The organism is Salipiger sp. H15 (assembly GCF_040409955.1).
Classification (GTDB): Bacteria; Pseudomonadota; Alphaproteobacteria; order Rhodobacterales; family Rhodobacteraceae; genus Salipiger.
On sequence record NZ_CP123384.1, the window covers coordinates 125,622 to 149,890 of the forward strand.

Annotated in this window: 25 protein-coding genes and 2 tRNA genes; 10 read left to right on the forward strand and 17 right to left on the reverse strand. The window is 69.3% G+C overall.

Features of this window, described 5'->3' with window-relative positions; translation table 11 throughout:
* Position 1 precedes the first annotated feature (1 nt).
* Both ctaA and PVT71_RS00575 read right to left on the reverse strand, forming a co-directional pair.
* Complete coding sequence (gene ctaA, locus PVT71_RS00570) at positions 2 to 1,144, reverse strand: heme A synthase (protein ID WP_353472551.1); 1,143 nt, start codon at positions 1,142 to 1,144, stop codon at positions 2 to 4.
* A gap of 80 nt (positions 1,145 to 1,224) precedes the next feature.
* Positions 1,225 to 1,968, reverse strand: coding sequence for an RNA methyltransferase (locus tag PVT71_RS00575; RefSeq protein ID WP_353472552.1), 744 nt, complete (start codon positions 1,966 to 1,968; stop codon positions 1,225 to 1,227).
* Between the two features lie 169 nt (positions 1,969 to 2,137).
* On the opposite strand from PVT71_RS00575, the gene PVT71_RS00580 reads away from it, so the two are divergent.
* The 3 genes from PVT71_RS00580 (at position 2,138) to PVT71_RS00590 (ending at position 3,758) form a co-directional block, all read left to right on the forward strand.
* Entirely contained in the window at positions 2,138 to 2,653 is a 516-nt protein-coding gene (locus PVT71_RS00580; RefSeq protein ID WP_353472553.1) for an N-acetyltransferase, read from the forward strand.
* A gap of 86 nt (positions 2,654 to 2,739) precedes the next feature.
* Positions 2,740 to 3,069 (forward strand): TfoX/Sxy family protein, encoded by a 330-nt coding sequence (locus PVT71_RS00585; protein WP_353472554.1) that lies wholly within the window; start codon positions 2,740 to 2,742, stop codon positions 3,067 to 3,069.
* 68 nt (positions 3,070 to 3,137) lie between these two features.
* Positions 3,138 to 3,758: a thiamine phosphate synthase gene (locus PVT71_RS00590; protein WP_353472555.1), complete on the forward strand. Its 621-nt coding sequence runs from the start codon at positions 3,138 to 3,140 to the stop codon at positions 3,756 to 3,758.
* 26 nt (positions 3,759 to 3,784) lie between these two features.
* Here PVT71_RS00590 and PVT71_RS00595 read toward each other — a convergent pair whose 3' ends face one another.
* The 3 genes from PVT71_RS00595 to PVT71_RS00605 all read right to left on the reverse strand — a co-directional run bounded on the left by PVT71_RS00595 (position 3,785) and on the right by PVT71_RS00605 (position 5,684).
* On the reverse strand, positions 3,785 to 4,615 hold the full coding sequence (locus PVT71_RS00595) for a lysophospholipid acyltransferase family protein (protein WP_353472556.1): 831 nt from the start codon (positions 4,613 to 4,615) through the stop codon (positions 3,785 to 3,787).
* Positions 4,612 to 5,370: a GNAT family N-acyltransferase gene (locus PVT71_RS00600; protein WP_353472557.1), complete on the reverse strand. Its 759-nt coding sequence runs from the start codon at positions 5,368 to 5,370 to the stop codon at positions 4,612 to 4,614. The genes PVT71_RS00595 and PVT71_RS00600 overlap by 4 nt, the downstream gene beginning before the upstream one ends.
* Positions 5,371 to 5,501: 131 nt before the next feature.
* Positions 5,502 to 5,684: a DUF3553 domain-containing protein gene (locus PVT71_RS00605; protein WP_353472558.1), complete on the reverse strand. Its 183-nt coding sequence runs from the start codon at positions 5,682 to 5,684 to the stop codon at positions 5,502 to 5,504.
* Positions 5,685 to 5,710: 26 nt separating this feature from the next.
* On the opposite strand from PVT71_RS00605, the gene PVT71_RS00610 reads away from it, so the two are divergent.
* Positions 5,711 to 6,316: a histidine phosphotransferase family protein gene (locus tag PVT71_RS00610; protein ID WP_353472559.1), complete on the forward strand. Its 606-nt coding sequence runs from the start codon at positions 5,711 to 5,713 to the stop codon at positions 6,314 to 6,316.
* A gap of 3 nt (positions 6,317 to 6,319) precedes the next feature.
* Here the strand turns inward: PVT71_RS00610 and PVT71_RS00615 are convergent, their stop codons facing one another.
* The 6 genes from PVT71_RS00615 to PVT71_RS00640 form a co-directional block, all read right to left on the reverse strand.
* Positions 6,320 to 7,585 carry a glutamate-5-semialdehyde dehydrogenase gene (locus PVT71_RS00615; RefSeq protein WP_353472560.1) on the reverse strand — a complete coding sequence of 422 codons (1,266 nt, stop codon included), beginning with the start codon at positions 7,583 to 7,585 and terminating at the stop codon, positions 6,320 to 6,322.
* A gap of 203 nt (positions 7,586 to 7,788) precedes the next feature.
* Positions 7,789 to 8,895, reverse strand: a complete 1,107-nt coding sequence (gene proB, locus PVT71_RS00620) for a glutamate 5-kinase (protein ID WP_353472561.1) — start codon at positions 8,893 to 8,895, stop codon at positions 7,789 to 7,791.
* Positions 8,883 to 9,914: a GTPase ObgE gene (gene obgE, locus PVT71_RS00625; protein WP_353472562.1), complete on the reverse strand. Its 1,032-nt coding sequence runs from the start codon at positions 9,912 to 9,914 to the stop codon at positions 8,883 to 8,885. The genes proB and obgE overlap by 13 nt, the downstream gene beginning before the upstream one ends.
* A 247-nt stretch (positions 9,915 to 10,161) precedes the next feature.
* A tRNA-Asp gene (locus tag PVT71_RS00630) sits at positions 10,162 to 10,238 on the reverse strand.
* Between the two features lie 33 nt (positions 10,239 to 10,271).
* Positions 10,272 to 10,348 (reverse strand) — tRNA-Asp (locus tag PVT71_RS00635).
* 226 nt (positions 10,349 to 10,574) lie between these two features.
* The gene (locus tag PVT71_RS00640) at positions 10,575 to 10,835 is read right to left on the reverse strand and encodes a hypothetical protein (protein ID WP_353472563.1); all 261 of its coding nucleotides are present in this window, start codon (positions 10,833 to 10,835) and stop codon (positions 10,575 to 10,577) included.
* 453 nt (positions 10,836 to 11,288) lie between these two features.
* On the opposite strand from PVT71_RS00640, the gene PVT71_RS00645 reads away from it, so the two are divergent.
* The 3 genes from PVT71_RS00645 (at position 11,289) to PVT71_RS00655 (ending at position 14,384) form a co-directional block, all read left to right on the forward strand.
* Positions 11,289 to 12,140 (forward strand): LytTR family DNA-binding domain-containing protein, encoded by an 852-nt coding sequence (locus PVT71_RS00645; protein WP_353472564.1) that lies wholly within the window; start codon positions 11,289 to 11,291, stop codon positions 12,138 to 12,140.
* Positions 12,141 to 12,231: 91 nt separating this feature from the next.
* On the forward strand, positions 12,232 to 12,588 hold the full coding sequence (locus PVT71_RS00650) for an SUF system Fe-S cluster assembly protein (protein ID WP_353472565.1): 357 nt from the start codon (positions 12,232 to 12,234) through the stop codon (positions 12,586 to 12,588).
* A 134-nt stretch (positions 12,589 to 12,722) separates the two neighbouring features.
* The gene (locus PVT71_RS00655) at positions 12,723 to 14,384 is read left to right on the forward strand and encodes a mechanosensitive ion channel domain-containing protein (RefSeq protein WP_353472566.1); all 1,662 of its coding nucleotides are present in this window, start codon (positions 12,723 to 12,725) and stop codon (positions 14,382 to 14,384) included.
* Between the two features lie 7 nt (positions 14,385 to 14,391).
* Here PVT71_RS00655 and PVT71_RS00660 read toward each other — a convergent pair whose 3' ends face one another.
* The gene (locus tag PVT71_RS00660; RefSeq protein WP_353472567.1) at positions 14,392 to 14,943 is read right to left on the reverse strand and encodes a GNAT family N-acetyltransferase; all 552 of its coding nucleotides are present in this window, start codon (positions 14,941 to 14,943) and stop codon (positions 14,392 to 14,394) included.
* A gap of 125 nt (positions 14,944 to 15,068) precedes the next feature.
* Here PVT71_RS00660 and PVT71_RS00665 point away from each other — a divergent pair, with 125 nt between their 5' ends.
* A complete protein-coding gene (locus PVT71_RS00665) occupies positions 15,069 to 15,452 on the forward strand; it encodes an iron-sulfur cluster assembly accessory protein (RefSeq protein WP_353472568.1) in 384 nt (127 codons plus the stop codon).
* A 110-nt stretch (positions 15,453 to 15,562) separates the two neighbouring features.
* Positions 15,563 to 16,303, forward strand: coding sequence for a triose-phosphate isomerase (gene tpiA, locus PVT71_RS00670; protein ID WP_353472569.1), 741 nt, complete (start codon positions 15,563 to 15,565; stop codon positions 16,301 to 16,303).
* Between the two features lie 167 nt (positions 16,304 to 16,470).
* Here the strand turns inward: tpiA and PVT71_RS00675 are convergent, their stop codons facing one another.
* The 5 genes from PVT71_RS00675 to PVT71_RS00695 form a co-directional block, all read right to left on the reverse strand.
* The gene (locus tag PVT71_RS00675) at positions 16,471 to 17,847 is read right to left on the reverse strand and encodes a TRAP transporter large permease (protein WP_353472570.1); all 1,377 of its coding nucleotides are present in this window, start codon (positions 17,845 to 17,847) and stop codon (positions 16,471 to 16,473) included.
* 5 nt (positions 17,848 to 17,852) lie between these two features.
* A complete protein-coding gene (locus tag PVT71_RS00680; RefSeq protein ID WP_353472571.1) occupies positions 17,853 to 18,545 on the reverse strand; it encodes a TRAP transporter small permease in 693 nt (230 codons plus the stop codon).
* A gap of 108 nt (positions 18,546 to 18,653) precedes the next feature.
* A complete protein-coding gene (locus tag PVT71_RS00685; RefSeq protein ID WP_353472572.1) occupies positions 18,654 to 19,658 on the reverse strand; it encodes a DctP family TRAP transporter solute-binding subunit in 1,005 nt (334 codons plus the stop codon).
* Positions 19,659 to 19,956: 298 nt separating this feature from the next.
* Positions 19,957 to 21,180, reverse strand: a complete 1,224-nt coding sequence (locus PVT71_RS00690; RefSeq protein ID WP_353472573.1) for a sigma-54 dependent transcriptional regulator — start codon at positions 21,178 to 21,180, stop codon at positions 19,957 to 19,959.
* Positions 21,177 to 22,955 (reverse strand): ATP-binding protein, encoded by a 1,779-nt coding sequence (locus PVT71_RS00695; protein ID WP_353472574.1) that lies wholly within the window; start codon positions 22,953 to 22,955, stop codon positions 21,177 to 21,179. The genes PVT71_RS00690 and PVT71_RS00695 overlap by 4 nt, the downstream gene beginning before the upstream one ends.
* Before the next feature lie 78 nt (positions 22,956 to 23,033).
* Between PVT71_RS00695 and PVT71_RS00700 the strand changes: the two genes are divergently transcribed.
* On the forward strand, positions 23,034 to 24,209 hold the full coding sequence (locus PVT71_RS00700) for a cytochrome P450 (RefSeq protein ID WP_353472575.1): 1,176 nt from the start codon (positions 23,034 to 23,036) through the stop codon (positions 24,207 to 24,209).
* Positions 24,210 to 24,269 lie beyond the last annotated feature (60 nt).

Genomic DNA, 24,269 nt, shown 5'->3' on the forward strand with positions numbered 1-24,269 from the left:
CTCAACGGGCCTCGCGGATCGATTGGGCTTTCGGGAACTGCGCGCCGAAACGCGCGCGCAGGATCAGCACCCAGAGCACCACGGCCCCGAGCTGGTGGGTGATGGCGATGTGCCAGGGCGCGATGTAGAGCACCGTGGTGATGCCCAGCACCACCTGCACGCAGAGCATCGCCATGACCGCGTTGAAGCGGAAGCGGGTGTCGGCATTGGGCGACTTGCGCCCGCGCAGCCAGACCACCACGCCGAAGGCGAAGAGCAGGTAGCCGACGATCCGGTGCATGAACTGCACGAGGCCCGGGTCCTCGAAGAAGTTGCGCCAGACCGGCACGAGGTCGAAGGGCTGTGGCGGGAAGAACCCGCCCGCCATCAGCGGCCAGTCGGTGAACGAGCGACCCGCGTCGATCCCGGCGACCAGCGCGCCCAGCAGGATCTGCAGGAAGGCCGCGTGCAGCAGGCCCGTGGACATGGAAAAGAGCTTCGGCTCGCGCAGGCGGCGGGCCTGCATCAGGTCACGCTCCTCGCGGCCGAGCAGGAAGATGTCCCAGGCGATGAAGCCGAGGATGACGAAGGCCAGCCCGAGGTGCGTCGCCAGCCGGTAGGAGGCCACGGCGGTCATCTCGCCGACGAGGCCCGAGGAGACCATCCACCAGCCCACGGCCCCCTGCAGCCCGCCGAGCCCGCCGAGCAGCAGCAGCCGCCCGGTCCAGCCGGTGGGGATCTGCCGCGCCACGAGGAAGACGAGGAAGCCGAGCGCCCAGACGAGGCCGACCACCCGGCCAAGCTGCCGGTGACCCCATTCCCACCAGTAGATGCCCTTGAACTCCGACAGGGTCATGCCCTTGTTCATCAGCTCGTACTGCGGGATCTGCTGGTAGAGGGTGAACTCCTCCTGCCACTCGGCCTCGCTCAGCGGCGGGACCGCGCCGTGCAGCGGCTTCCACTCGGTGATCGACAACCCGCTGTCGGTCAGCCGGGTCAGCCCGCCGACGCAGATCATCGCGACGACCAGCACGAAGAGCAGCATCAGCCAGACCCGGATCGCGCCGCGCGCGCCGCCGCGGCCCTTGTCGATCATGCCGCCCGAAGGGGCGGCTTTCGGGGTCTCCGCCCCAACCTCCTCGAAGAGCTTGCGGTTACCGGCCATGGTCTTCTCCTACATGCGTCGCGGCGACGATAGGAGGCCGACCGCCCCCCATCAAGCCGCCTTCCAACAAGCTGCGCGGCTCAGCCGCGCTCCTTCCAGCGCACCATCTGGCGCATCACCCCGTGCAGGGTCTTCACGTCCTCGCGGGTGAGCGGCATGCGGCTCCAGAGGTTGCGCAGCGTGAGCTTCATGCTCTCGGCCTTGTGCTCGGGGAAGAAGAACCCCGCCTCGGTCAGCCGCTCCTCGTAATGCTCGGCCAGCTTCTCGACCTCGATGCCGCTGGCCCATTCGGCCCCGGCCATCTCGACCCGCAGCGCCTCGATCTGCGACGAGGCCCGCTGCCATTCATAGGCGCAGAGCAGCACGCATTGCGCGAGGTTGAGCGAGGGAAACTCGGGGTTCACCGGCACGTTGATCAGCGCATTGGCCAGCGCCACGTCCGAGTTCTCGAGCCCGGCGCGCTCGGGGCCGAACATCACCGCGACCTTGCCGCCCGCCGCGATGCGCTCCTGCGCGACCTTCATCGCCTGCTCGGGCGAGTAGACCGGCTTGGTGAGGCCGCGCATCCGCGCCGTGGTGGCCAGCACGAGGTCGCAGTCGGCCACCGCCTCGGCGGTGGTCTCGACCAGCTGCGCCTCGTCCAGCAGCCGCCCGGCCCCCGAGGCCATGGCGGTGGCCGAGGGGTTCGGCCAGCCGTCGCGCGGGCTCACCAGACGCATCCGGTCCAGCCCGAAATTCCACATGGCCCGCGACGCGGCCCCGATATTCTCGCCCATCTGCGGCCGCACCAGCACGAATGCGGGCTGCCTCGTCTCGCTCGGCATGACAAACTCCGTAAATCCGGCTCCCGCATAGTCCCGCACGGCCCGAAGAGCAAGAAAGCGACGCCGCTCCCGCCCGTTTTGTCGCGCCGCGCCTCGGCACCCTTGCCGCCCCGGCCCCGACCTGCCAAGAGGGCGCCCGACCCGACAGCAGAGCCGCGATGATCGACCGATGACCCTCAGAGACGCCCGCCACGAAGATGCCTCCGCCCTCGCCGCCCTCTCGATCGAGGTCTGGCTCGGCACCTACATCCGCCGCGGGGTGAATGCCCATTATGCCGATCACGCGCTCGAAACCTTCACCAAGGCGGCGTTCGAGCAGGCGCTGGCGCGGCCCGCCGAGCGGTTCATCGTCAGCCAGAACGAGGACGGCATCGACGGCTTCCTGCGCCTCACTTCCGGGGTCCGCGGCCCGCTGCCGCGCTGCTCCGAGACCGAGATCGCCACGCTCTACGTCCAGCCCCGCCACCAGGGCCGCGGCATCGGGCGCGCGCTGCTGCAGGCCGGGCTCGGTGCGGCGCTGGCACAGGGCGCCTCCTCGGTCTGGCTCAGCACCAATTCCGAGAACACGCCCGCCATCGACTTCTACCTCGCGCAGGGCTTCGAGCGCATCGGCCGGACCTATTTCCGCATCGGCGAAGAGGCCTATCCCAACGAGGTCTTCCGCTTCGCCCTGCCGGCGGTCTGAGCGCCGCGGCCTCTTCCGGGCAGAAATATCCCCGCCGGAACCCGCCGAAGGCTATGCTGCCGCTGCACCGCAGGGGAGCGCCCGACATGAGCTACGACGAAGGTCTTGCCGAGACCGTCCGCGACGACATCGGCCCCATCCCCGGTCTCTCCGAGAAGCGCATGTTCGGCGCGCTCTGCCTCATGCTCGACGGCAACATGATCTGCGGCGTGCGCGCCGAGGGCGGGCTCTACCGGGTCGGCAAGGAGGCGCAGGACGAGGCCACGGCGCTGGACGGTGTCGGCCCGGCGATCATGGGCGGGCGGCGCATGGGCGGCTACGTCGAAGCCACACCCGAGGCCATGGCCGACGACGTCACCCGCGCCCGGCTCACCGCGCTGGCGCTGGCCTTTGTCCGCAGCCTGCCGCCGAAATGACGCTGCCCCCTTTCTTGTGCCCTAAAGGCGCGATATAGGGGCGCAATTCGCAAGTCAGGAGCCGCGCCATGGCCGAAGCAGACCAGCCTCAGCTCTATCTCGTCACCCCGCCGGAGTTCGACCTTTCGAGCTTCCCGGACAGGCTCTCGTCGGTGCTCGATGCCGCCGACATCGCCTGCATGCGGCTCTCGCTCGCGACGCGCGACGAGGACCGGCTGCTGCGCGCCGCCGACGTGGTGCGCGAGGTGGCGCATCGGTACGACATCGCGCTGGTCATCGACACCCACGTGGTGCTGGCGCAGCGGCTCGGCCTCGACGGGGTGCACCTGACCGACGGCTCGCGCTCGGTGCGCGCGGCGCGCAAGGACCTCGGCCCCGACGCCATCGTCGGCGCCTTCTGCGGCAGCTCGCGCCATGACGGCATGGTCGCCGGCGAGGCCGGGGCGGATTACGTCGCCTTCGGCCCGCTCAGCGGCGAGGCGCTCGGCGACGGCACGCTGGCCGATTTCGAGATGTTCGAATGGTGGTCGCAGATGATCGAGGTGCCGGTGGTGGCCGAGGGTGGCCTCACCCCGGAACTGGTGGCCAAGCTCGCCCCGGTGACCGACTTCCTCAGCATCGGCGAGGAGATCTGGAACACCGAGGATCCGGCCGCGGCCCTGAAGGCTCTCACCGCCGCAATCCGCTGATCTTCCAGCGCGTTACGGCGCGCTTCTCAGCTTTCACCTTCAGACGGATGCGCGGCCCTGAGCCGCGCTTCCGCCGCCCGCGCAAGCGCCTTGCGGTCCGGGTAATCGGCCACGCGCAGGGGCGCGTGATAGGTCACCTCGACCCGGCCCTGGCGGCGCGCGCCCAGCACCTGCACAAGATGCGGCCCCAGCGCCATGTCGCCCCACCAGCCATAGAAGGCCGGGTCCGCGCCCGGCGGCGCGTGATAGGCCACGGTCACCGGCTGGACCTGCAGCGTGTCCTTCAGATCTTCTGACAGGAACGCCTCGAAAAGCGTTGTCTTGAAAGGAAGAATCCGAAGACCGTCGGTCGAGGTGCCTTCCGGGAAGAACAGCAGCCTGTCCCCCGCCAGCAGCCGCGCCTCGATGATCTTGGGCTGCGCCCGCGCCTCGCGCCGGTCGCGGTTGATGAAGACCGTGCCGGTGAGCCTCGCCAGGAGCCCGATGCCCGGCCAGCCCGCCACCTCGGCCTTCGAGACGAAGAGCACGTTGCGCCGCGCGTTGAGGGCGAAGATGTCGAGCCACGACGAATGGTTCGCCACGTAGGCCCCCGGCCCGGTCATCCGCGGCCCCCGCGCCTCGTGCCGCATGCCGAGGACCACGAAGACCAACCGGCACACCGCCTGCGTCACCGCCGGCGACCAGACCCGCCGGCCCTGCCGGAAAAGCCGTTCGGCGAGCAGCACCGCCAGCTTGACGAGGATGCCGCAGAGCAGCAGCAGGGCGATCAGCCCGCCGCGCAGCACCGCCCGCACCCAGTCCGCCCAGCCGTGCGCGATGGCCCCGGGCTCGGCCCCGCGCCAGGTGGGATCGCTCACCCGCGGCCCCGGCGCACCCGCGCCGCCGCCTGCTCGTTGAGCCGCTGCGTGTCCATGACGAGGCACACGTCGGTGGTGTTGAAGGCATGGTCCACGAAGGCGCCGTCTCCCACCATGCCGCCAAGCCGCAGGTAGCCCTTGATCAGCGCCGGGGTCTCGACCATGGCGCGGCGGCGGTCGATCTCGTCTTCCGGCAGCAGGTCCATCGGCTGGTACACCCGGCTGCGCACGCGCAGTTCCTCGGGCGCAAGATGGCGTTCGTGCAGCAGCGACAGCGGGTGCGCCAGCGCCTGCACGTCGGTGCCGTGGAAGGAGGCGGTGCCGAAGAGGATCTCGATCCCGTGCCCGGCAACATAGTCCGACAGCGCCTGCCACATCAGCATGACGCCGGGCCCGCCGCGGTAGTCGGGATGCAGGCAGGAGCGCCCCAGTTCGAGCAGCCGCCGCCCGGTGGCGCGCAGCGGCGCGAGATCGTACTCGTCCTCGGAATAGAACTGCCCCGCGGCCTCGGCCTGGTCGTCGCGCAGCAGCCGGTAGACCCCGACCACCTCGCCATCCCGGCGCGCGTCGGTCAGCAGCAGGTGATCGAAGAAGGGATCGAACCGGTCGCGCTCGAGCCGGTTCTCATGGTCGACGAGCGCCCCGCCGCCGCCCAGTTCCTCGACAAAGACCGCGTAGCGCAGGCGCTGCGCCGCCGCGATCTCGTCTTCCGTGCGCGCCAGCCGCACCGTCAAGTTCCTGTCGTCCAGCGCCATGGCCGTCCTCTGCTGCTTGCCGGGGTTCTAATGCGGCGGCGCGCAAAGGAAAACAGCTTTTCCCTCCGGCAGGCCCGGCGCGAGAATTTGGAAAGCTTGGTTAACCATTCGTAAACGACTGCGCCCCTAGGCTAGGCGTCGAACACCGGCAGGAGGGTCACGCGCTCGCCATCCAGCACGACCTTGCCCTGCTCCCGAAAGTTGACAGTGACACGGCCGCCGATATTGGATTGCACCTGCCCGATCCCCCAATCCGGTCTGTCGGGATGCTGCACCAGCATGCCCGGCTCCAGCAAGGCGTTGAGATCGCTCATATCCATCCCCTTTCCACGAGGCTTTGATGCAACAGCTTAACGCCAAACTCGCGACGCTGGTAGCCTCGCGCCTCTGCCATGACCTGGTGAGTCCGGTGGGCGCGATCTCCAACGGGCTCGAGCTTCTCGCCCTCACCGGCACCGAGATGAACCAGCCCGAGCTGGCGCTCATCGCGCAGAGCTGCCAGGCCGCCCGGGCGCGGATCAGCCTCTTCCGCCTTGCCTTCGGCCATGCCGAGGGCGAGCAGATGATCGGCCCGCCCGAAGCAACCCGGCTGCTGCGCGACTATTGCGAGGGCGGGCGGCTGAAGAGCGACTGGCGCCGCCAGAGCGACGCGCCGCGGCAGGAGGTCCAGCTGGCCCTGCTCGCCGCGCTCTGCTGCGAGAGCGCGCTGCCGCTCGGCGGGCAGATCGAGGTGGAGGAAATGGACCATGGCTGGCGGATCACCGGCACCGGCCCGCGCGTCAGCTGCGACCAGGCGCTCTGGGCCCTGCTCGAGCGCCCGGGCAAGCTGCCGCCGCTGAATGGGGCGCAGGTGCATTTCCCCTTCCTCGCCGCCCTCGCCGAGGACCGTGGCCGCAGCATCCTCGTGACCGCGGGCAAGGCCGCGGTCACGATCGAGATCAGCTGAGGCTCAGCCCCGCACCGCGCCGTCCGAGCGCACCACGTACTTGAAGCTGGTGAGCTGCTCGGCGCCGACCGGGCCGCGCGCGTGCATCTTGCCGGTGGCGATGCCGATCTCGGCGCCCATGCCGAACTCGCCGCCGTCGGCGAACTGGGTCGAGGAGTTCACCATGACGATGGCGCTGTCGACGCGCTGGATGAACTTGTCGACCGCCGCCTCGTCCTGCGACAGGATGCAGTCGGTGTGCTGCGAGCCGTAGCTGCGGATATGGGCGATGGCCTCGTCCTCGTCCGCCACGACCTTCGCGGCGATGATCCGGTCGAGATACTCGCGGCCCCAGTCCTCGTCGGTGGCGGGCACGACGCCGTCGATCCGGCTCAGCTCCGCGTCGCCGCGCACCTCGACACCTGCGTCCATCAGCGCGCGGATCACGCCCTGCCCGATGGTGTCCGCCACCTCGCGGTGGACCAGCAGGCATTCCGCCGCGCCGCAGATGCCGGTGCGCCGGGTCTTGGCGTTGAGCACGACCTTGAGCGCGGTGACCGGATCGGCCGCCTTGTCGATGTAGACATGCACGATGCCCTCGAGATGGGCAAAGACCGGCACTCGCGCCTCGCGCTGGACGAGGCCGACGAGCCCCTTGCCGCCGCGCGGCACGATCACGTCGACGTAGTCGGTCATGGTCAGCAGCTCCTGCACCGCGGCGCGGTCACGCGTCGGCACGAGCTGGATCGCGTCCTCGGGCAGGCCGGCCTTGCGCAGCCCCTCGACGAGGCAGGCGTGGATCGCCCCCGAGCTGTGGAAGCTCTCCGAGCCGCCGCGCAGGATCACCGCGTTGCCCGACTTGAGGCAGAGCGCGCCGGCGTCGGCGGTGACGTTGGGGCGGGATTCGTAGATCACCCCGATCACGCCGAGCGGCGTGCGCACGCGCCTGATGTGCAGCCCGCTCGGCCGGTCCCACTCGGTGATCACCTTGCCGACCGGATCCTCCTGCGCGGCAATGGCGCGCAGCCCGTCGACGACACCCTGCAGCCGCTCCTCGGTGAGCAGCAGGCGGTCCATCATCGCCTCGGACAGGCCCTTGTCGCGGCCGTAGGCCATGTCCTTTTCATTGGCGGCGAGGATCTCGGCGCGGCGGGCCCAGACGGCCTCGGCCGCGGCCTCCAGCGCCGCGGTCTTGCGCTCTGGCGGGGTAAAGGCGAGCTCCGCGGCGGCGGCCTTGGCGCGCTGGCCGAGGTCGATCATGGTCGCGTGGATGTCTGTCAGGTCTTTCATCGCTCTTTACCCTAGGTTTGGGGTTTGGAGCCTTCTTATAGCGCCGGGTCCGGAAGGGATACAGAGCGGATTGCGCCCCGTCCGGACGCCCCGCCCCCGGGTCCGCGCGGCGCCATGCGTATTTGGAAAGAGAAGAAGCAGCTGGCCTTCTTCTCTTTTCAAATACGCACTTTACCGGCGGTGCAGGTGGCGCGGCGCGGGGGTCAGAGCGCCATGTCGTCGCGGTGGATCAGCACGGCGCGGCCGGGATAGCCCAGAACCTGCTCGATCTCCGAGCTGTGGTGGCCGATGATCGCCTTGGCTTCCTCGGCGGTGTAACGGGTGAGACCCTGCCCCAGCGAGCGCCCCTCGGCGTCGCGGATGGCGACGGGATCGCCGCGCCCGAAGGCGCCCTCGGCGCGCGTCACGCCGACCGGCAGCAGCGAGCGGCCCTCGGAGAGCGCCCGCGCCGCGCCGGCGTCGACGGTGAGCGTGCCGCAGGGCTTCATCGCGAGGATCCAGCCCTTGCGCGCCGCGTGCGGGTCCATCTGCGGGGTGAACCAGGTGGCGTTGGCGCCGTTTTCCAGCGCGCTCAGCGGATGCAGCACCGAGCCCTCGGTGATCGCCATGGCGCAGCCCGCGCCGGTGGCGGTCTTGGCGGCCATCAGCTTGGTCTTCATCCCGCCCTTCGAGAGGCCCGATCCGGCATCGCCGGCCATCGCCTCGATCTCGGGGGTGATCTGGTGGATGACGTCGTAACGCCGCGCTTTCGGATCCTGCGCCGGGTTGGCGGTGTAGAAGCCGTCGACGTCCGAGAGCAGGATCAGCTGGTCGGCACCGACGGTCACGGCGACCTGCGCCGCGAGACGGTCATTGTCGCCGTAGCGGATCTCGTCGGTGGCGACGGTGTCGTTCTCGTTCACGATCGGCACCGCGCCGAAGCCGATCAGCGTCTCCATCGTGGCGCGCGAATTGAGATAGCGCCGGCGCGAGGCGGAATCCTCAAGCGTGACAAGAACTTGCGCCGTGGTGATGCCGTGCGGGGCGAGCGCCTCTTCCCAGGCACGGGCGAGGCGGATCTGCCCGACGGCGGCGGCGGCCTGGCTCTGTTCAAGCGGCAGGGCGACGGGCGGCAGCTTGAGCACGCCGCGCCCCAGCGCGATCGAGCCCGAGGAGACCAGCACCACGTCGGCGCCGCGCGCCTTCACGCGGGCGACGTCCTCGGCCATGGACCTGAGCCAGTCCTGGCGCAGCGCGCCGGTCTGCTTGTCAACCAGGAGGGCCGATCCGATCTTTACGACGAGGCGCCGGGCCTCGCTCAGGGTCGCCATGTGGTGTCGTCCTCGGCTGCCTCGCGCAGGCGGTTCTCGTCGATATGGGCGCGCAGCGCGCGCAGCACCTCGGTCACGCCCTCGCCCGCCGCGCCGGACATGAGCAGCACCTTGCCGCCGATCTTGGCCTCGAGCTCTTCGCGCAGGAAGGCCCGCTCCTCGTCGTCGAGCGCGTCGATCTTGTTGAGCACGGTGACCCGCGGCTTGTCGGCAAGCCCGGCACCATAGGCCTCGATCTCGTTGATGATCGTCTCCCAGTCCTCGAGCAGCGTGCCCGAGGTGCCGTCGACGAGGTGCAGCAGCACGGCGCAGCGCTCGACGTGGCCGAGGAAGAGATCGCCGAGACCCCGCCCCTCGTGCGCGCCCTCGATCAGGCCGGGGATGTCGGCGACGACGAATTCCTTGCCATCCACGCCGACGACCCCGAGGTTCGGGTGCAGCGTGGTGAAGGGATAGTCGGCGATCTTCGGCCGGGCGTTCGAGGTGGCGGCGAGGAAGGTCGACTTGCCGGCGTTGGGCAGGCCCAGCAGGCCGACGTCGGCGATCAGCTTGAGCCGCAGCCAGAGCGTGCGGTCGACACCCGGCTGGCCGGGGTTGGCGCGGCGCGGCGACTGGTTGGTCGAGCTCTTGAAGTGCAGGTTGCCCCAGCCGCCGTTGCCGCCCTTGGCAAGCAGCACGCGCTGGCCGAGCTCGGTGATGTCGGCGATCACCGTCTCCTCGTCCTCGTCGAGGATTTCCGTCCCCACGGGGACGCGCAGCACGATGTCGTCGCCATCCGCGCCGGTGCGCTGGCGGCCCATGCCGGGAATGCCGTTGCCGGCGAAGAAATGCTGCTGGTAGCGGAAGTCGATGAGCGTGTTGAGCCCGTCCACCGCCTCGGCCCAGACGTCGCCGCCGCGGCCGCCGTCGCCACCGTCGGGCCCGCCGAATTCGATGAACTTCTCGCGGCGGAAGGAGACGCAGCCTTTGCCGCCCTGGCCGGAGCGGATGTAGACCTTGCAAAGATCGAGGAATTTCATGGTCGGGCTTTCCGGCTGGGTGATGTCGCGGCGCAGCGTCTGCGCGGTTTAGCGCGACTCGGCGCGCGGCTCAAGTTGCGGGCGGGGCGACATGGGAGCGCTGCTCCCGCCGCGCGGCGCGCGACTCCCCCGGGATGGTTCCGCCTCGAAGATACGGCGTGTCAGCCCGGCCCTCGGATGCGGCTCTCCCAAAAGCAGAAACGCCGCGCGGCCCGGAGGCTGCGAGGCGTCTGCGTTCCGAAGAAAGTGGCGCGGTTGACGGGGCTCGAACCCGCGACCCCCGGCGTGACAGGCCGGTACTCTAACCAACTGAGCTACAACCGCGCATTTCTGCCGGTCACAAATCCAAGGTAGCGGTGGCGCGGTTGACGGGGCTCGAACCCGCGACCCCCGGCGTGACAGGCCGGTACTCTAACCAACTGAGCTACAACCGCTCGCTACCGTCTGGACTGTGTCCCGAACGTGGGGCGCTTTTAGGCGGGGGGCCGGACAGCGTCAAGCGCTTTCCTAAGGGCAATTGCGGATTTTTCCGCGGCGCCCGAAAATTCCCGGCGGCAAGCTTGCCGGAACCGGGCTCCGGTTCGCCGACCGGGTCATTTTCATCGGTTTATCAGACGCTTGGTAAAGCACCGCGCGACGGGGCCGTCGCGCGTGGCGGCATCACTGCAGCGCCGCGTCCCCTGCCATGCGCTCAAGTTCCGCTGAAATCAGGATGATCCGCGACACCTGCCCGCGGCTGTCGCTGCGCGCCAGTTCATAGGCGCAATGTTCGAGGAGCGCCGCCGAGAGCCGCAGCAGTTCCGAGACCGCGCCGCAGCCCTGCATCTGGTACGCCTTGGCGATCACGTCCCTGATTTCGCCACCGTCCAGCACCCCGCAGGGTGCGGGGACTGCCACCGCTTCCTTCACAGAATGACTCATCACGCTATTCCCGTTCACGCAATCCAAAGTCCCCACGCCGGAAAATCCTGTCGGCGCGCGGCTGCGCTGCAACCGGCTTCCCCCCGCACAAGATCGATTCCCCGGCGCCCCCAGCCGATTCCCGCGATCAGCCTGTCCGAGCCGCGATCCCTTGCCCCGGAACGCGACTCCCTGGAACGGGCGCCGAGTGGACCCGCGCGATGCACGGGAGCCGGAGACGGGACGCCAAGCAGGGAATGATCAGACTGACGCCGATGCGCATCACGATAGCACGGGAATCGCCCAGAAAAAGACATTTTTAACCCCTCGGGGCGGGCCGAAGCCGGAGCGTTGCAGCCGGAGCGCCCCAACCTTCGGGCGGCGCGCCCGCCCCGGCTTGTGCCCCGGCGCCGAGTTTGGCAGAAAAGTCCCAGTGAATTTAGGTAGATAGATAAGCGGTACGGCGTGAGGGCAATGCTGGCTCGGGATCTCGGGCTGATCGACATCACCGGCAGGCGACTCGCGCTCAGCGCCGGGGAGTTCGCCGCGACCTTCCGCGAGGCCCGGACGTGGCGCTACCTCGCGCTGGTGATCGGGGCGCTGCTCGCCTCGGATCCGGTCTCGGTCGCGCATCTTTTGCCCCTGCCCGTCTACGTGCTGGCCTGGGTGATCGGGATCAGTTGCTACTTCGCTGGCCAGACGCTGCTGATGGTGGTGCTCGCGATCCTGCGAGACCTCATTCCGCGCAGGCGCATCTACTGGCCGCTGGTCTCGCTGATGGCGATGGCGCCGACGCTGGTGGCGCTCGAGCGCGGGCTCGAGCTGGCGACCGGGCTGCAGATCTCGCCGATCCTCACGCAGAAGATGGGCTACCTGCTGGTGACCGTGGTGATGTTCGAGACGATCTTCATGAGATTCGTCCATGCGCCCGTCACCCACAGCGTCGCGGTCCCGGACCTGCCGCCCGACGCGGAGCCTGCCGCCGTCCCCGCCCCGCGCGTCCTGCTGATCGGGGCCCAGCCCGTGCCGCTCGACGAGCTGATCTACCTCGAGGCCCGGCAGCACCACGTCTGCGCCGCGCTCACGACCGGCACGCTGACCTTGCGCACGCGGCTCTCGGACGTGCTGGCCCAGACCCGGGCGGAGGACGGGCTGCGGACGCACCGCTCCTGGTGGGTGGCGCGCCGGGCGATCCGCGGCCTCGAGCAGCAGGAGGGCAGGCCCGTGCTGCGGCTCCACAGCGGCGCCGCGGTGCCGGTGGCGCGCGGGCGGCTGCGCGAGGTCGGGCTCTGGCTCGCGGCCCATTCCGGTGGCGACGCCGGCTGAGCCCGCGGCACCCCGCAATGGTGCAGTGCCCTTTACCCCGGCGCGCGCTTTTCCTATATCTTCGGTCAGGAACCCCCAGGAAGGACCCGCCATGACCGACGCACCGCTTGAAGGCGCCCCGCTGATCGCGCCCTCCAGCACCGATCACCCGCTCTACGATTCGGTGGTCGAGGCCTGCCGCACGGTCTTCGATCCGGAAATCCCGGTGAACATCTACGACCTCGGCCTGATCTACACGATCGAGATCTCCGCCGAGAGCGAGGTGAAGGTGATCATGACCCTGACCGCGCCGGGCTGCCCGGTGGCCGGCGAGATGCCGGGCTGGGTGCAGGATGCCGTGGCCTCGCTGCCGGGCGTCAAGGGCGTCGACGTCGACATGGTCTTCGATCCGCCCTGGGGCATGGACATGATGTCCGACGAGGCCCGGCTCGAGCTCGGCTTCATGTAAGCCGCTCGCCGGACAGGACGACACGGAATTCGAGGCGCGCCCGTTGCGGCGCGCCTTCTTCTTTGCCCGCCCCTCGCGCCGCTCCGCGCAGGCCACGCGCGGAACCATTGCCCGCACCGCGCGGTTGGGCAGCGATGATCCTGCTCCGAGCCCTCCTCCCGCTGACGCTGCTGGCGCTGGCCCTGGTCCTTCCGGCCCCGTCGCGGGCGCAGGACGAGGCGCTCGACCGCTGGTACGAGACCGAGATGGTCAACCCCGGCCTCGGCGCGGCGCCGCAGAACATCGACCGCAGCACGCCCCGTTCGAGCCTCGAGAGCTTTCTCTTCCGCGCCGACGACGAGGACTGGGAGGGCGCGGCGCACCTGCTCGACCTCTCGAGCATAGAGCCCGGCGAGCAGGCAGAACTCGGCCCCGAGCGCGCCCGGCAGTTCGCCACGCTCATGGACCGCAAGATCATGATCGACTGGTACGCGCTGCGCGACCGGCCCGACGGCGTGGACGCGCTGACCAAGGACGCGCCCATGGCGGGTCAGCCGCGCCGCTCGCTGCTGCTGTGGTACGTCAAGCTTGGCGACCGGCCCGTGCCGATCCGCATCAACCGCGTGAAGCCCGCCACCGGCGAGCCGGTCTGGCTGGTCTCGCGCCAGACCGTGCAGGCGCTGCCTGCGCTGGCCGAGGCCTACGGGCCGACCGAGCTCGAGCAGGCCCTGCCCGCCCCCCTGCGCGAGCGCGCCTTCATGGGGCTGCGTTGGTGGGAGGTGATCGCCCTGCCGCTGGTGCTGCTGCTCACCGGGATCGTCGGCCTCGCGGTCAACCGGCTGATGTCGCGCGGGCTCAACCGCACCCACCGCGACGCGCCCTATTCCATGCTGGTCGCGCTGCGCGGCCCGGTGACACTGGCGGTGGTCACCACCTCGATGTCGCTGCTCACCCGGCAGGTCTTCGTCTTCTCGGGTCGGATCGACACGATCCTGTCGCCGCTCATCATCCTCGGCTTCGTCGCGGCGGTGCTCTGGCTGGTGATCAACGTGGCGGACGTGATCCTCAACCGGCTGGTGAAGTTCGACGGCGACGAGCTTTCGGAGATGGGCGAGGGCCAGGAGCAGCGCCGCAACATCGCCACCCGCGTCTCGGCGGCGCGGCGCGCGGTGATCGTGCTGGTGGTTCTGGTCGGCGCGGGCATCGTGATTTCCGAGGCCAGCGTCATGCGCTCGCTCGGCATCTCGCTGCTGGCCTCGGCGGGCACAGCGACGATCATCCTCGCCTATGCCGGGCGCAACGTGCTGACCAACATCATGGCCTCGATGCAGATCGCGCTGAACCAGTCGGCGCGGATCGGCGACAAGGTGCTGTTCCGGGACCACCTCTGCTCGGTCGAGCGCATCCACTTCACCTACGTGCAGCTGCGCGTCTGGACCGGGCAGCGGCTGGTGGTGCCGGTGGTGGATTTCGTCGCCGAACCCTTCGAGAACTGGACCATGCAGGAGCATTTCCTGATCCGCGAGGTGGTGCTGCGCCTGTCGCATGGCGCCAGGGTCGACGCGCTGCGCCAGCGCTACGAGGCGATTCTCGACGACATGGAGGGCATCGCCGACCGGCCCGAATCGCGCGGGGTCTACGTCGCCAAGCACGACGTCTTCGGCCAGGAGGTGCTGTTCCTCATCCCCTGCCCCGATCCCAACGTCGCCTGGGCGCTGGAATGCGAGGCGCGCGAGCGCCTGCTCGCCGCCGCGCAGGAACTCGACGAGGCCGCGCGGCCGATCTTCCCCGATGCCTCCGCCGCCGAGGCCGCCTGAGCCGCGCTCAGGGCAAAATTGCGTCGTTGATCCGCGCCGTCAGCACGTGGTCGCGCCAGCGCCCGTCGATCTGCAGGTAGTCGCGCGCCCGGCCCTCCACCTCGAAGCCGAGCCGCGCCAGCAGCGCGGCGCTGCGGGCATTCTCCGGCAGGTGGTTGGCCATGATCCGGTGCAGCCCGGCCTCGGTCTCGAGCCAGGGAATCACCGCCGCCAGCACCTCGTGCATCAGCCCCCGCCCCTGATGCGCCGCATCCATGGAATAGCCGAGCGTGCAGGCAAGGAAGGGCCCGCGCACCACGTTGGTGAAATTCGCCACCGCGAGGACCTCCACCTCGCCCCGCAGCCGCGCGACGAATCGGAACGCCCGCCCCTCCGCCGCCTCCGCGGCATGGGCCCGCGCCCGCGCCTGCCACGCCGCCGCGTCGTGGAACCCCGCCGGGCGCCGCGGCTCCCAGGGCTCAAGGTGCGCGGCGTTGCGCAGGTAATAGGCGCGCAGCGGCGCCGCATCGCTCTCGGACACCAGCCGGGCCTCGGTGCGCGGGGTTGTGATCATGACCATGGCCTGCCTCCTGCCGCCGGGTCTTCGGCTATCGGCCCGTGCCGCCCCCGCTGTCAACCGCCGCCGCCCCTTGTTTCCCCCGCCGCAGGGCCTTAAATTCCTGACAAAGCTCATAGGAGACGCGGATGTTCGGCATTCCCGGAAAACAGGCGGTCACCATCACCCCGGCCGCGGTGACGCAGGTGCGCAAGCTGATGGAACGCGACGGCCGCGCCGGTCTGCGCATCGGCGTGAAGAAGGGCGGCTGCGCGGGCATGGAATACACCATGGATTTCGTCGACGCGCCCGAGGCCAATGACGAGGTCGTCGAGCAGGACGGCGCGCGGGTGCTGATCGCCCCGATGGCGCAGATGTTCCTCTTCGGCACCGAGATCGACTACCAGACCTCGCTGCTGGAATCGGGGTTCAAGTTCAACAACCCCAACGTCGCCGACGCCTGCGGCTGCGGCGAGTCGATCAAGTTCAAGGACATCGAGGAGCTCGAGGCCGAGCGCCGCGGCTCCGAATAATCCCCCTCCCGCGCGCGAAACCGCGCCCTATCTCCTTGATTGCGCAACCGAGCTTGACGCTGCCGGCTGCGCCGCGATGATACCCGCGAACAACACCGAGAGGAGCGACGATGCGCAGGAAACTTGCCGCCGGAAACTGGAAGATGAACGGGCTGGCCGCCGCGCTGGACGAGCTGCAGGCCATGTCCGCCGCCGCCGGGGGCGAGACCGAGGTGCTGATCTGCCCGCCCGCCACGCTGGTGGCGCAGGCCGCCGCGCGCGCCGAGGGCATCGCCATCGGCGGGCAGGACTGCCACGCCAGTGCCTCGGGCGCGCATACCGGCGACATCTCGGCGCAGATGCTGAAGGACGCGGGCGCGCGCTACGTCATCCTCGGCCATTCCGAGCGCCGCACCGACCACGACGAGCATGACGAGGACGTGCGCGCCAAGACCCGCGCCGCCTGGGAGGCCGGGCTCACCGCCGTGGTCTGCGTCGGCGAGAGCCTCGCCGAGCGCGAGGCGCAGAACACGCTCGACATCATCGCCGGCCAGCTCGCCGGCTCGATCCCCGACGGCGCGACCGGTCACAACCTCGTGGTCGCCTACGAGCCGATCTGGGCGATCGGCACCGGCAAGGTGCCGACCACCGACCAGATCGGCGAGGTGCACGACTTCATGCGCGCGAAACTCGAGAAGCGCTTCGGCGAGGGCGCGGGCCGCTCGGTCCGCCTGCTCTACGGCGGCTCGGTGAAGCCGGGCAATGCCGCCGAGATCTTCGCGGTCTCGAACGTCGACGGCGCGCTGGTGGGCGGCGCGAGCCTCAAGGCGGCGGATTTCCTGCCCATCATAGAGGCGCTCGGCGCGAGCTGAACCGTCGCAGAAGAGCGTATTTGAAAAGAGAAGAAGCAGGGGGCGGCGCGCTGTTCCCTGCTTCTTCTCTTTTCAAATACGCCCGCCGGAGGCGGTCCTGCCCCCGGAACGCGCGCGGCGCCCGGGTGGGGCGCCGCGCCTTTTCGTGTCCGTGAGTGTGTGACGGATCACCTGGTGATGATTTCCGGCCCCATGAAGGTGGTCGGCAGCCAGGTGGAGAGCCAGGGGATGTAGGTCACCAGGATCAGGAAGACGAAGAGCACGGCGAGGAACGGCAGCGCCGCCTTCACCACGCGCATCATCGACATGCCCGCGACCCCCGAGGTCACGAAGAGGTTGAGGCCCACCGGCGGGGTGATCATGCCGATCTCCATGTTCACCACCATGATGATGCCGAGATGGATCGGGTCGATGCCGAGCTCGATGGCGATCGGGAAGACCAGCGGCGCCACGATCACGATGAGGCCCGAGGGCTCCATGAACTGGCCGCCGATCAGCAGGATCACGTTGACGATCACCAGGAACATGATCGGCCCGAAGCCGGCGTCGAGCATCATCCCGGCGATGTGCTGTGGGATCTGCTCGTCGGTCAGCACGTGCTTGAGGATCAGCGCGTTGGCGATGATGAACATCAGCGTGATCGTCAGCTTGCCGGCCTCGAAGAGCGTGTCGCGCGTGTCGCGGTGGAAGAAGGCGGTGATGAGCGCGATGGGCTTGCGGAGCAGCGGCAGGTTCGGCGCGCCGTCCCGGCCGGCGAGCGGGCCCATGTCACGGTAGACGAAGTTGGCGATGAGGAAGGCGTAGACCGCCGCCACCGCCGCCGCCTCGGTCGGGGTGAAGATGCCGCCATAGATGCCGCCGAGGATGATGACGATGAGGAAGAGCCCCCACATCGCGTCGCGCCCCGAGCGGACCACCTCTCCCCAGCCATGCCATTCGCCCTTGGGCAGGCCGCGCAGGCGCGCGATGGCGTAGATGGTGATCATCAGCATGGTGCCCGCGAGCAGGCCCGGGATCACCCCGGCGAGGAACATCCGGCCCACCGAGACGTCGGTCGCCGAGGCGTAGACCACCATCACGATCGACGGCGGGATGAGGATGCCGAGCGTGCCGGCGTTGGCGATGACCCCCGCCGCGAAGTCCTTGGAATAACCGACCTGGCGCATGCCGGCGATGACGATCGAGCCGATCGCGACCACGGTCGCCGGCGACGAGCCCGACAGCGCGGCGAAGAGCATGCAGGCGAAGACCCCGGCGATGGCGAGGCCGCCGTGGAAATGCCCGACGAGCGAGATCGAGAAGCGGATGATCCGCCGTGCCACCCCGCCGGTCGACATGAAGGACGAGGCGAGGATGAAGAAGGGAATGGCGAGCAGCGTGTAATGCCCGGCCATGGCCTGGAACATCGACTGCGCGACCGAGGCGAGCGAGGTGTCCGAGAGCACCAGCAGGAAGATGATCGACGACAGGCCAAGCGAGACCGCGATCGGCAAGCCGATGAGCATCAGGCCGATGATGCAGATGAAGAGGAGAAAGACTTCCATCGCGATCAGTCCTCGCGGTTCATGTGGGCGACGTCATCGACGGCGTCTTCGGCCTCGTGACTGACGATCAGGCTGTCCTGCCTGCCGGTCCAGATGCGGACCCCGGCCTGGACGAAGCGGAACAGCAGCAGCGCCATGCCGAAGGGCAGGATGAAATAGGGGATGAAGCGCGGCAGCTTCTCGTAATGCTCGCCCTCGTTGATCCAGGGCTCGATGAAGCGCAGCCAGTCCGGCATCGGGATGTCGACCACCTCGTACCAGGAGCGGTAGGAGGTGCGCTTCATCTCCTCGAAGCCGGTCGGGAACCAGCGGCCGGTGGTCTGCGGCAGGTTCATGAAGTTGGCCCAGTAGTCCCAGGCGCCCTTGAGCAGCAGGAAGGCGTAGAAGATGCAGAGCGCGGCGGCAACCAGCGCCAGCGCGCGGCGCGCGGCGGGCGGCAGCAGGCCGGTGATCGCGTCCACGCCGAGATGCGCGGTGACCTTCACCGCGTAGCTCACGCCGAAGAGCACGAGCCAGGCGAAGAGGATCGAGACCGCCTCGAGCCCCCAGATCACCCCGGTGTTGAACCCGTAGCGCAGGACGACGTTGACGAAGGTGAGAAGCGTCATCAGCCCGAGGATCACGGCGATCGCCGTCTCCTCCAGCTCGTTGACGAAGCGGCCGAGTGCCGAGCCGCCCTGGATGTGAGGATTGGACATCTTGTCCCCCGCTAGGACCGGTTGGGTTTTCCCAAGGTGAGAGAAGGCTGCGTGCAAGAAACCCGGCCCCGCGCGGAGCAGGACCGGGCCACGGGTCCGGATGCCGGATCAGAACTGCGCGTTGAATTCCTGCGCGGCGGCGATGTTCTCGGCGCCGACCTCGTCCTGGAAGCGCTCCCAGACCGGCTTCATCGCGTCGACCCAGGCCTGGCGCTGGTCGGGGGTGAGCTCGCGGATCACGCCGCCGGCATCGAGGATGGCCTGGCGGTTCTCGGCGTCGACCTCGGCGATCGCGGCGTTGCGCTCTGCGGTCACCTCATCGAGGATCTGGCCCATCTGGGTGCGCACGTCCTCGGGCAGGCTTTCCCACCAGTCAACCGAGGTCACGACCATGTAGTCGAGCACGCCGTGGTTGGTCTCGGTGATGCCGTCCTGCACCTCGAAGAACTTCTGGCCGTAGATGTTCGACCAGGTGTTGTCCTGCCCGTCGACCACGCCGGTCTGCAGCGCGCCGTAGACTTCCGAGAAGGCCATCGGCTGCGGCGAGGCGCCGAGCTGCTCCATGTTCGCCTTAAGCACCTCGGAGGGCTGGACGCGGAACTTCAGGCCGCGCGCATCCTCGGGCGAGATCAGCGGCTTGTTGGCCGAGAACTGGGTCAGGCCGTTGTGCCAGAAGCCGAGGCCCAGCAGGCCGCGGCGGACCATGGATTCCTTCATCGCCTGGCCGGTCTCGCTGTTCTGGAACGCGTCCACCGCTTCCATGTTCACGAACATGAAGGGCAGGTCGAAGATGCGGAACACCTTGGTGAACTGCTCGAATTTCGACAGCGAGGGCGCGGCGAACTGCACGTCGCCGTTCAGCATGGCCTCGAGCACCTGGTCATCGTTGTAGAGGGTCGAGTTCGGGAAGACCTCGACGCAGGCCTTGCCGTCCATCTCGGCGTTCACGCGGTCGGCGAACAGCTGCGCCGCGATCCCCTTGGGGTGCTTGTCGGTGTTGGTGACGTGGCTGAACTTTACGACGATCTCGCCCTCGTCGCAGGCAGCGGTGGCGGCCTGGGTGCCGGACACGAGTGCGGTCACCGCGGCTGCGGTCATCAGAAACTTCTTCATGGTATCCTCCCGGAACTTCCGTTTTCCGTACTTGGCGGCCCCGGTGCTCCCCATCGCGGCCGTCCCGGGGAAAAGAAACAGCCCGGCGGAAAGTCGCGCAAGCGATTGTGCGCGGTATGGCAGATTTCTTGATTTATAATTATTATTCAATGCTTTGAATTGAGATCACGGCGCCTCATCCGAAATGACGCCAGCGTGATGTGCGAATTCCCGCACGCGCTCCCGCAGGAACTGTGCGGAAATCCGCACAGTTTTCAGGCTGCCGGAAAATGTGGCGGGAAGCGGAATCGTTGCCCGCTCAGCGGTAGTCCTCGGCCCGGACGCCGTATTTCGCGAGCTTGTCGTAGAAGGTCTTGCGCGGCAGTTTCAGCGCCTGCGCCGCGGCGCTGGCCTGCCCGCCCGTGCGCCGCAGCGCCTCGACCAGCAGCGAGCGTTCGACCTGCGCCATGCGCTCGGCCAGCCCCAGCCCCTCGCCCGCATCCTCGCTCTCGCCGAGCCCGAGCGCGAAGCGCATGGCCGCCGACATGAGCGCGCGGGTGTTGCCCGGCCAGTCGCGCGCGATGAGGCCGTCGATCACCTCCTCGGTGATCTCGGGCGGCTCGAGCCCGGCCTGCTCGGCCGCCTGCGCGACGTAGTGGCGGAACAGCACCGGGATGTCCTCGGGGCGCTCGGCCAGCGCGGGGATGTGGATCTGCATGACCTCGAGCCGGTAGAAGAGCTCGGTCGAGAAGGCGCCCGCCTCGGCCTGCTTGCCGAGGTCGTGCACGGTGCCGGCGATCAGCCGCGCGCCGCCCTCCTCCATGAGGTCGATGAGCGCGAGCTGGCTGTCCTTCGGAAGCTGGCAGATCTCGTCGAGGAACACTGTGCCCCCCGCGCAGCCGCGCCAGACCTCGGCCAGCGCCGCGCGGTCCAGCCCCGCGGCCGAGCGTTTCTCGAAGGGCCCCTTGGAGCGGTTCGAGCAGAGGTGCACCACCTCCGCCACCTTCGAGATGCCCGAGCCCGGCGCGCCGGAGATCAGCACGTCGGTCCCGGCCCGCGCCGCGACGCGGCAGCGCGCGCGCAGCCCGTCGGCCTTGCGCGAAATGCCGAAGAGCATCCGCGCCGCCGCGTCCCCGGTCTCGAGCTCGGCCTTCAGGCGGCGGTTCTCCAGCACCAGCGTGCGGGTGCGCAGCGCGCGTTCGACCACCGCGGTCAGATCGCCCGGCGCGCAGGGTTTCTCGAGGAAGTCGAACGCCCCCGCCGCCATCGCCCGCACCGCCATGGGAATGTCGCCCTCGCCGGTCAGCAGGATCACCGGCAGCTCGGGGTCCTGCCGGTGGGCGTAGTCGAGCAGGTGGAACCCGTCGCGCCCCGGCATGCGGATGTCCGAGACGATCACCCCTTCGAAACCGGGCTCGATCATCTCCTTGCACTCGACGAAGCTGCCCGCCGTCACGGCATCCAGATCGGCCAGCTCCAGCGTCTGGCCAAGCGCCTCGCGCACCGCCGCGTCGTCGTCCACCAGCAGCACCCGCCGCGTCATGCGCTTTTCTCCACCTGCGTCATGTCCAGATCCGCCTGCCGCAGGTCGAGGGTGAACTGCGCCCCGCCGCCGGGCAGGTTCTCGCCCCTTAGCTTGCCGCCGAAGCCCTCGACGATGCCGTAGGAGATCGAGAGGCCCAGCCCCATCCCCTCCTCCGGGCCGACCTCCTTGGTCGAGTAGAACGGATCGAAGATCCGGTCGGGCTCGCGGATGCCGGGGCCGGTGTCGCGGATCGTCAGCCGCACCACCCCCGCCGCGTCGTCATGGGTCATGCGCAGGGTCAGGCGGCGCAGCTCCTGCCCATCCATCGCCTCGAGCGCGTTTGAGATGAGGTTGACCACCACCTGGCTCAGCCGCACCTCGCCGCCCATGACGATCGCGGGCCGGTCCGGGCGCCGCCAGTCGACGCTGGCGCCGCTCTTCTCGATCTTGCGCTGCATCAGCTCGAGCGCCTGCTCGACCACCGCCGCCAGCCCGACCCGGTGCGCCGGACCCGGCTCGGACTTGGCGAAGGCGCGCAGGTTCTTGATGATCCGCCCCATCCGCCCGGCCATATCCGAGATCCGCACGAGGTTCTCGGCCGCGCGCTCGGGCTTGCCGCGCTCGAGGAAGGCCGCGCCGTTCTCTGCAAAGGAGCGGATCGCCATCAGCGGCTGGTTCAACTCGTGGCTGATCCCGGCGCTCATCTTGCCGAGCGCCGAGAGTTTCGAGGCCTGCACCAGCTCGGCCTGTGCGCGTTTCAGCGCCGCCTCGGCCTCCTGCCGCTCGACCACCTCGCGGCGCAGCGCGAGGTTGGCCTCCTCGAGATCGCGGGTGCGGGCAAAGACCCGCTCTTCCAGCTCATGGTTGATCGCCGCGAGCGCCCGGCGGCGTTCGAGCAGGAACCACAGCAGCGCGAGGAAGAACAGCAGCCCCGCCGCCACCGCCGCCGCCTGTACCAGCGCGTAGCGCCGCGCCGGGCGCACGTCGATCAGCAGCACGCCGCTCATGTTGATCACCGGGATCTCGACCGTTTGCCGCAGCGCGCGCGCTGGGATGTAGGGCGACCAGCTCTGCGCGAGGATGGTGAACTCGTCGAGCTGGATGGTCTCGCTGCCCCGCCGCTGCCCGCCGGGCGAGACCATGGTCCCGTCGTCCTCGCGCCGCCAGCCCAGCAGCTCGGTGCGGTTGGTGACGAAGACCGTGCCGCTCTCGTCGAGGAAGAACACCGCCGGCAGCGAGCCGCGCCAGTCGCGCTCGAGCTCGGCCGCGTCGACGATGACCACCAGCGCGCCGCGCACCTCGCCCGAGGGCGCGAAGCTGGGCGCGGCGAAGAAGAAGGCACGGTCCACGTCTCCCGGCCCCGCGCCATGCGCGATGCCGAGCGCGCCGGTCAGGGCGCGGCGGAAATAGGGGCTTCGCGCCGCATCGGCGGGCACCATGTCGCCGGAGCTGGCCAGCACCTCGCCAGAGCCGGCGATGTAGAAGGCGCTGACCGCGCCGGTGCGGTCCGCAGCGCCCAGCAGCATCTCGTCCGCGGGACCCTTCGGCCCGCCGTCGAGCAGCGCCTCGAGCGCCGGGTGGCGCGCCGTCAGCACGGCGAATTCGCGGAAGCGCTGCAACTGGCTGACCAGCCGGTCCGAGGCGAGGTCGAGGTCGCTCTGCCCGCGCGCGGCCAGCGGCCCCAGCGCCTGCAGGTAGCCGTAGTGCCACACGCTGCCCGACAGCGCGGCCACGAAGGCGAGCGTCAGCACCAGCCATGTGGCGCGGCTCCGGGTCAGCAGGTCCCAGCTCATGGCCTGTCATAGCAAGACCGCCCTTGCCAAGAAAGCGCGCGCGTGGCCTAGGGTTGCGCGAAATTCAGGATGAGACCCATGCACCGCTTTTCCCGCTCCCCGACCGACCCCGCCTTCGTGCAGGACCCCTACCCGTTCTACGACGAGATGCGCGCCGCCGGTGACCTCGCCTACTGGGAGGAGTACGCCCTGCCCTGCGCCGTCTCGCAGCGCGCCGTCTCGGCGCTGCTGAAGGACCGCCGTTTCGGCCGCGAGGTGCCGCCCGAGATGGCGCCCGAGATCCCGGCCCACCAGGCGCCCTTCTACGCGGTCGAGGCGCATTCCATGCTGGAACTCGAGCCGCCGCGCCACACCCGCCTGCGCGGGCTGGTGCTGCGCGCCTTCACCTCGCGCCGCATCGCTGCGCTGGGACCGGAGATCGCCGCGCTGGCGCACCGGCTGATCGACGAGATGCCCGCGGAAGGCGAGATCGACCTGCTCCCGGCCTTCTGCCAGCCGATCCCGGTGATCGTCATCGCGCGCCTGCTCGGCGTGCCCGAGGAGATGGCGCCGCAGCTGCTGCGCTGGTCGGCGGACATGGTGGGCATGTACCAGGCGCGGCGCGACATGGCGATGGAGCTGGCGGCGGCGCGGGCGGCGACCGAATTCTCGGACTTCCTGCGCGGCTACGTGGACCAGCGCCGCAAGAGCCCCGGCGACGACCTGCTCTCGCACCTCATCGCGGCCGAGGAAGGCGGCGAGAAGCTCTCGACCGACGAGCTGATCACCACCTGCATCCTGCTGCTGAACGCCGGGCACGAGGCGACGGTGCACACCATGGGCAACGGCATCAAGACGCTGCTCGAACAGGGTGTGACCATCACCGCGGAGAATGCCGCGCCGGTGGTCGAGGAGGTGCTGCGCTTCGACCCGCCGCTGCACATGTTCACCCGCTACGCCTACGAGGAGGTCGAGGCCTATGGCCACACCTTCCGGCGCGGCGAGCAGGTGGCGCTGATGCTCGGCGCGGCGAACCGCGACCCGGCGGCCTGGGCCGAGCCTGCGCGCTTCGACCCGGCGCGCCCGGCGGTCACCAACACCAGCTTCGGCGGCGGCATGCACTTCTGCGTCGGCGCGCCGCTGGCGCGGCTCGAGCTGGTGACGGCGCTGCCGATCCTGTTCGAGCGGCTAGCCGGGATGAGACTGGCAGGCGCGCCGAAATACGCGGACCTCTACCACTTCCACGGGCTCGAGGCGCTGCGCGTCACGCGCTGACCCTGCACCGCACAAGCAAAAAGGCGCGCCGCTCTCGCGGCGCGCCTTTCTATTCGCTGA

Coding starts and splice junctions, on each gene's coding strand:
- PVT71_RS00655 (WP_353472566.1), top strand. CDS start 12,723: ATGATCCTGCTCCGAGCCCTCCTCCCGCTGACGCTGCTGGCGCTGGCC.
- PVT71_RS00675 (WP_353472570.1), bottom strand. CDS start 17,847: ATGGAAGTCTTTCTCCTCTTCATCTGCATCATCGGCCTGATGCTCATC.
- PVT71_RS00700 (WP_353472575.1), top strand. CDS start 23,034: ATGCACCGCTTTTCCCGCTCCCCGACCGACCCCGCCTTCGTGCAGGAC.
- PVT71_RS00605 (WP_353472558.1), bottom strand. CDS start 5,684: ATGAGCGATCTCAACGCCTTGCTGGAGCCGGGCATGCTGGTGCAGCAT.
- obgE (WP_353472562.1), bottom strand. CDS start 9,914: ATGAAATTCCTCGATCTTTGCAAGGTCTACATCCGCTCCGGCCAGGGC.
- ctaA (WP_353472551.1), bottom strand. CDS start 1,144: ATGGCCGGTAACCGCAAGCTCTTCGAGGAGGTTGGGGCGGAGACCCCG.
- PVT71_RS00575 (WP_353472552.1), bottom strand. CDS start 1,968: ATGCCGAGCGAGACGAGGCAGCCCGCATTCGTGCTGGTGCGGCCGCAG.
- tpiA (WP_353472569.1), top strand. CDS start 15,563: ATGCGCAGGAAACTTGCCGCCGGAAACTGGAAGATGAACGGGCTGGCC.
- PVT71_RS00600 (WP_353472557.1), bottom strand. CDS start 5,370: ATGGCGCTGGACGACAGGAACTTGACGGTGCGGCTGGCGCGCACGGAA.
- PVT71_RS00685 (WP_353472572.1), bottom strand. CDS start 19,658: ATGAAGAAGTTTCTGATGACCGCAGCCGCGGTGACCGCACTCGTGTCC.
- PVT71_RS00585 (WP_353472554.1), top strand. CDS start 2,740: ATGAGCTACGACGAAGGTCTTGCCGAGACCGTCCGCGACGACATCGGC.
- PVT71_RS00665 (WP_353472568.1), top strand. CDS start 15,069: ATGTTCGGCATTCCCGGAAAACAGGCGGTCACCATCACCCCGGCCGCG.
- PVT71_RS00610 (WP_353472559.1), top strand. CDS start 5,711: ATGCAACAGCTTAACGCCAAACTCGCGACGCTGGTAGCCTCGCGCCTC.
- PVT71_RS00695 (WP_353472574.1), bottom strand. CDS start 22,955: ATGAGCTGGGACCTGCTGACCCGGAGCCGCGCCACATGGCTGGTGCTG.
- PVT71_RS00660 (WP_353472567.1), bottom strand. CDS start 14,943: ATGGTCATGATCACAACCCCGCGCACCGAGGCCCGGCTGGTGTCCGAG.
- PVT71_RS00615 (WP_353472560.1), bottom strand. CDS start 7,585: ATGAAAGACCTGACAGACATCCACGCGACCATGATCGACCTCGGCCAG.
- PVT71_RS00640 (WP_353472563.1), bottom strand. CDS start 10,835: ATGAGTCATTCTGTGAAGGAAGCGGTGGCAGTCCCCGCACCCTGCGGG.
- PVT71_RS00650 (WP_353472565.1), top strand. CDS start 12,232: ATGACCGACGCACCGCTTGAAGGCGCCCCGCTGATCGCGCCCTCCAGC.
- PVT71_RS00645 (WP_353472564.1), top strand. CDS start 11,289: ATGCTGGCTCGGGATCTCGGGCTGATCGACATCACCGGCAGGCGACTC.
- PVT71_RS00690 (WP_353472573.1), bottom strand. CDS start 21,180: ATGACGCGGCGGGTGCTGCTGGTGGACGACGACGCGGCGGTGCGCGAG.
- PVT71_RS00580 (WP_353472553.1), top strand. CDS start 2,138: ATGACCCTCAGAGACGCCCGCCACGAAGATGCCTCCGCCCTCGCCGCC.
- proB (WP_353472561.1), bottom strand. CDS start 8,895: ATGGCGACCCTGAGCGAGGCCCGGCGCCTCGTCGTAAAGATCGGATCG.
- PVT71_RS00590 (WP_353472555.1), top strand. CDS start 3,138: ATGGCCGAAGCAGACCAGCCTCAGCTCTATCTCGTCACCCCGCCGGAG.
- PVT71_RS00680 (WP_353472571.1), bottom strand. CDS start 18,545: ATGTCCAATCCTCACATCCAGGGCGGCTCGGCACTCGGCCGCTTCGTC.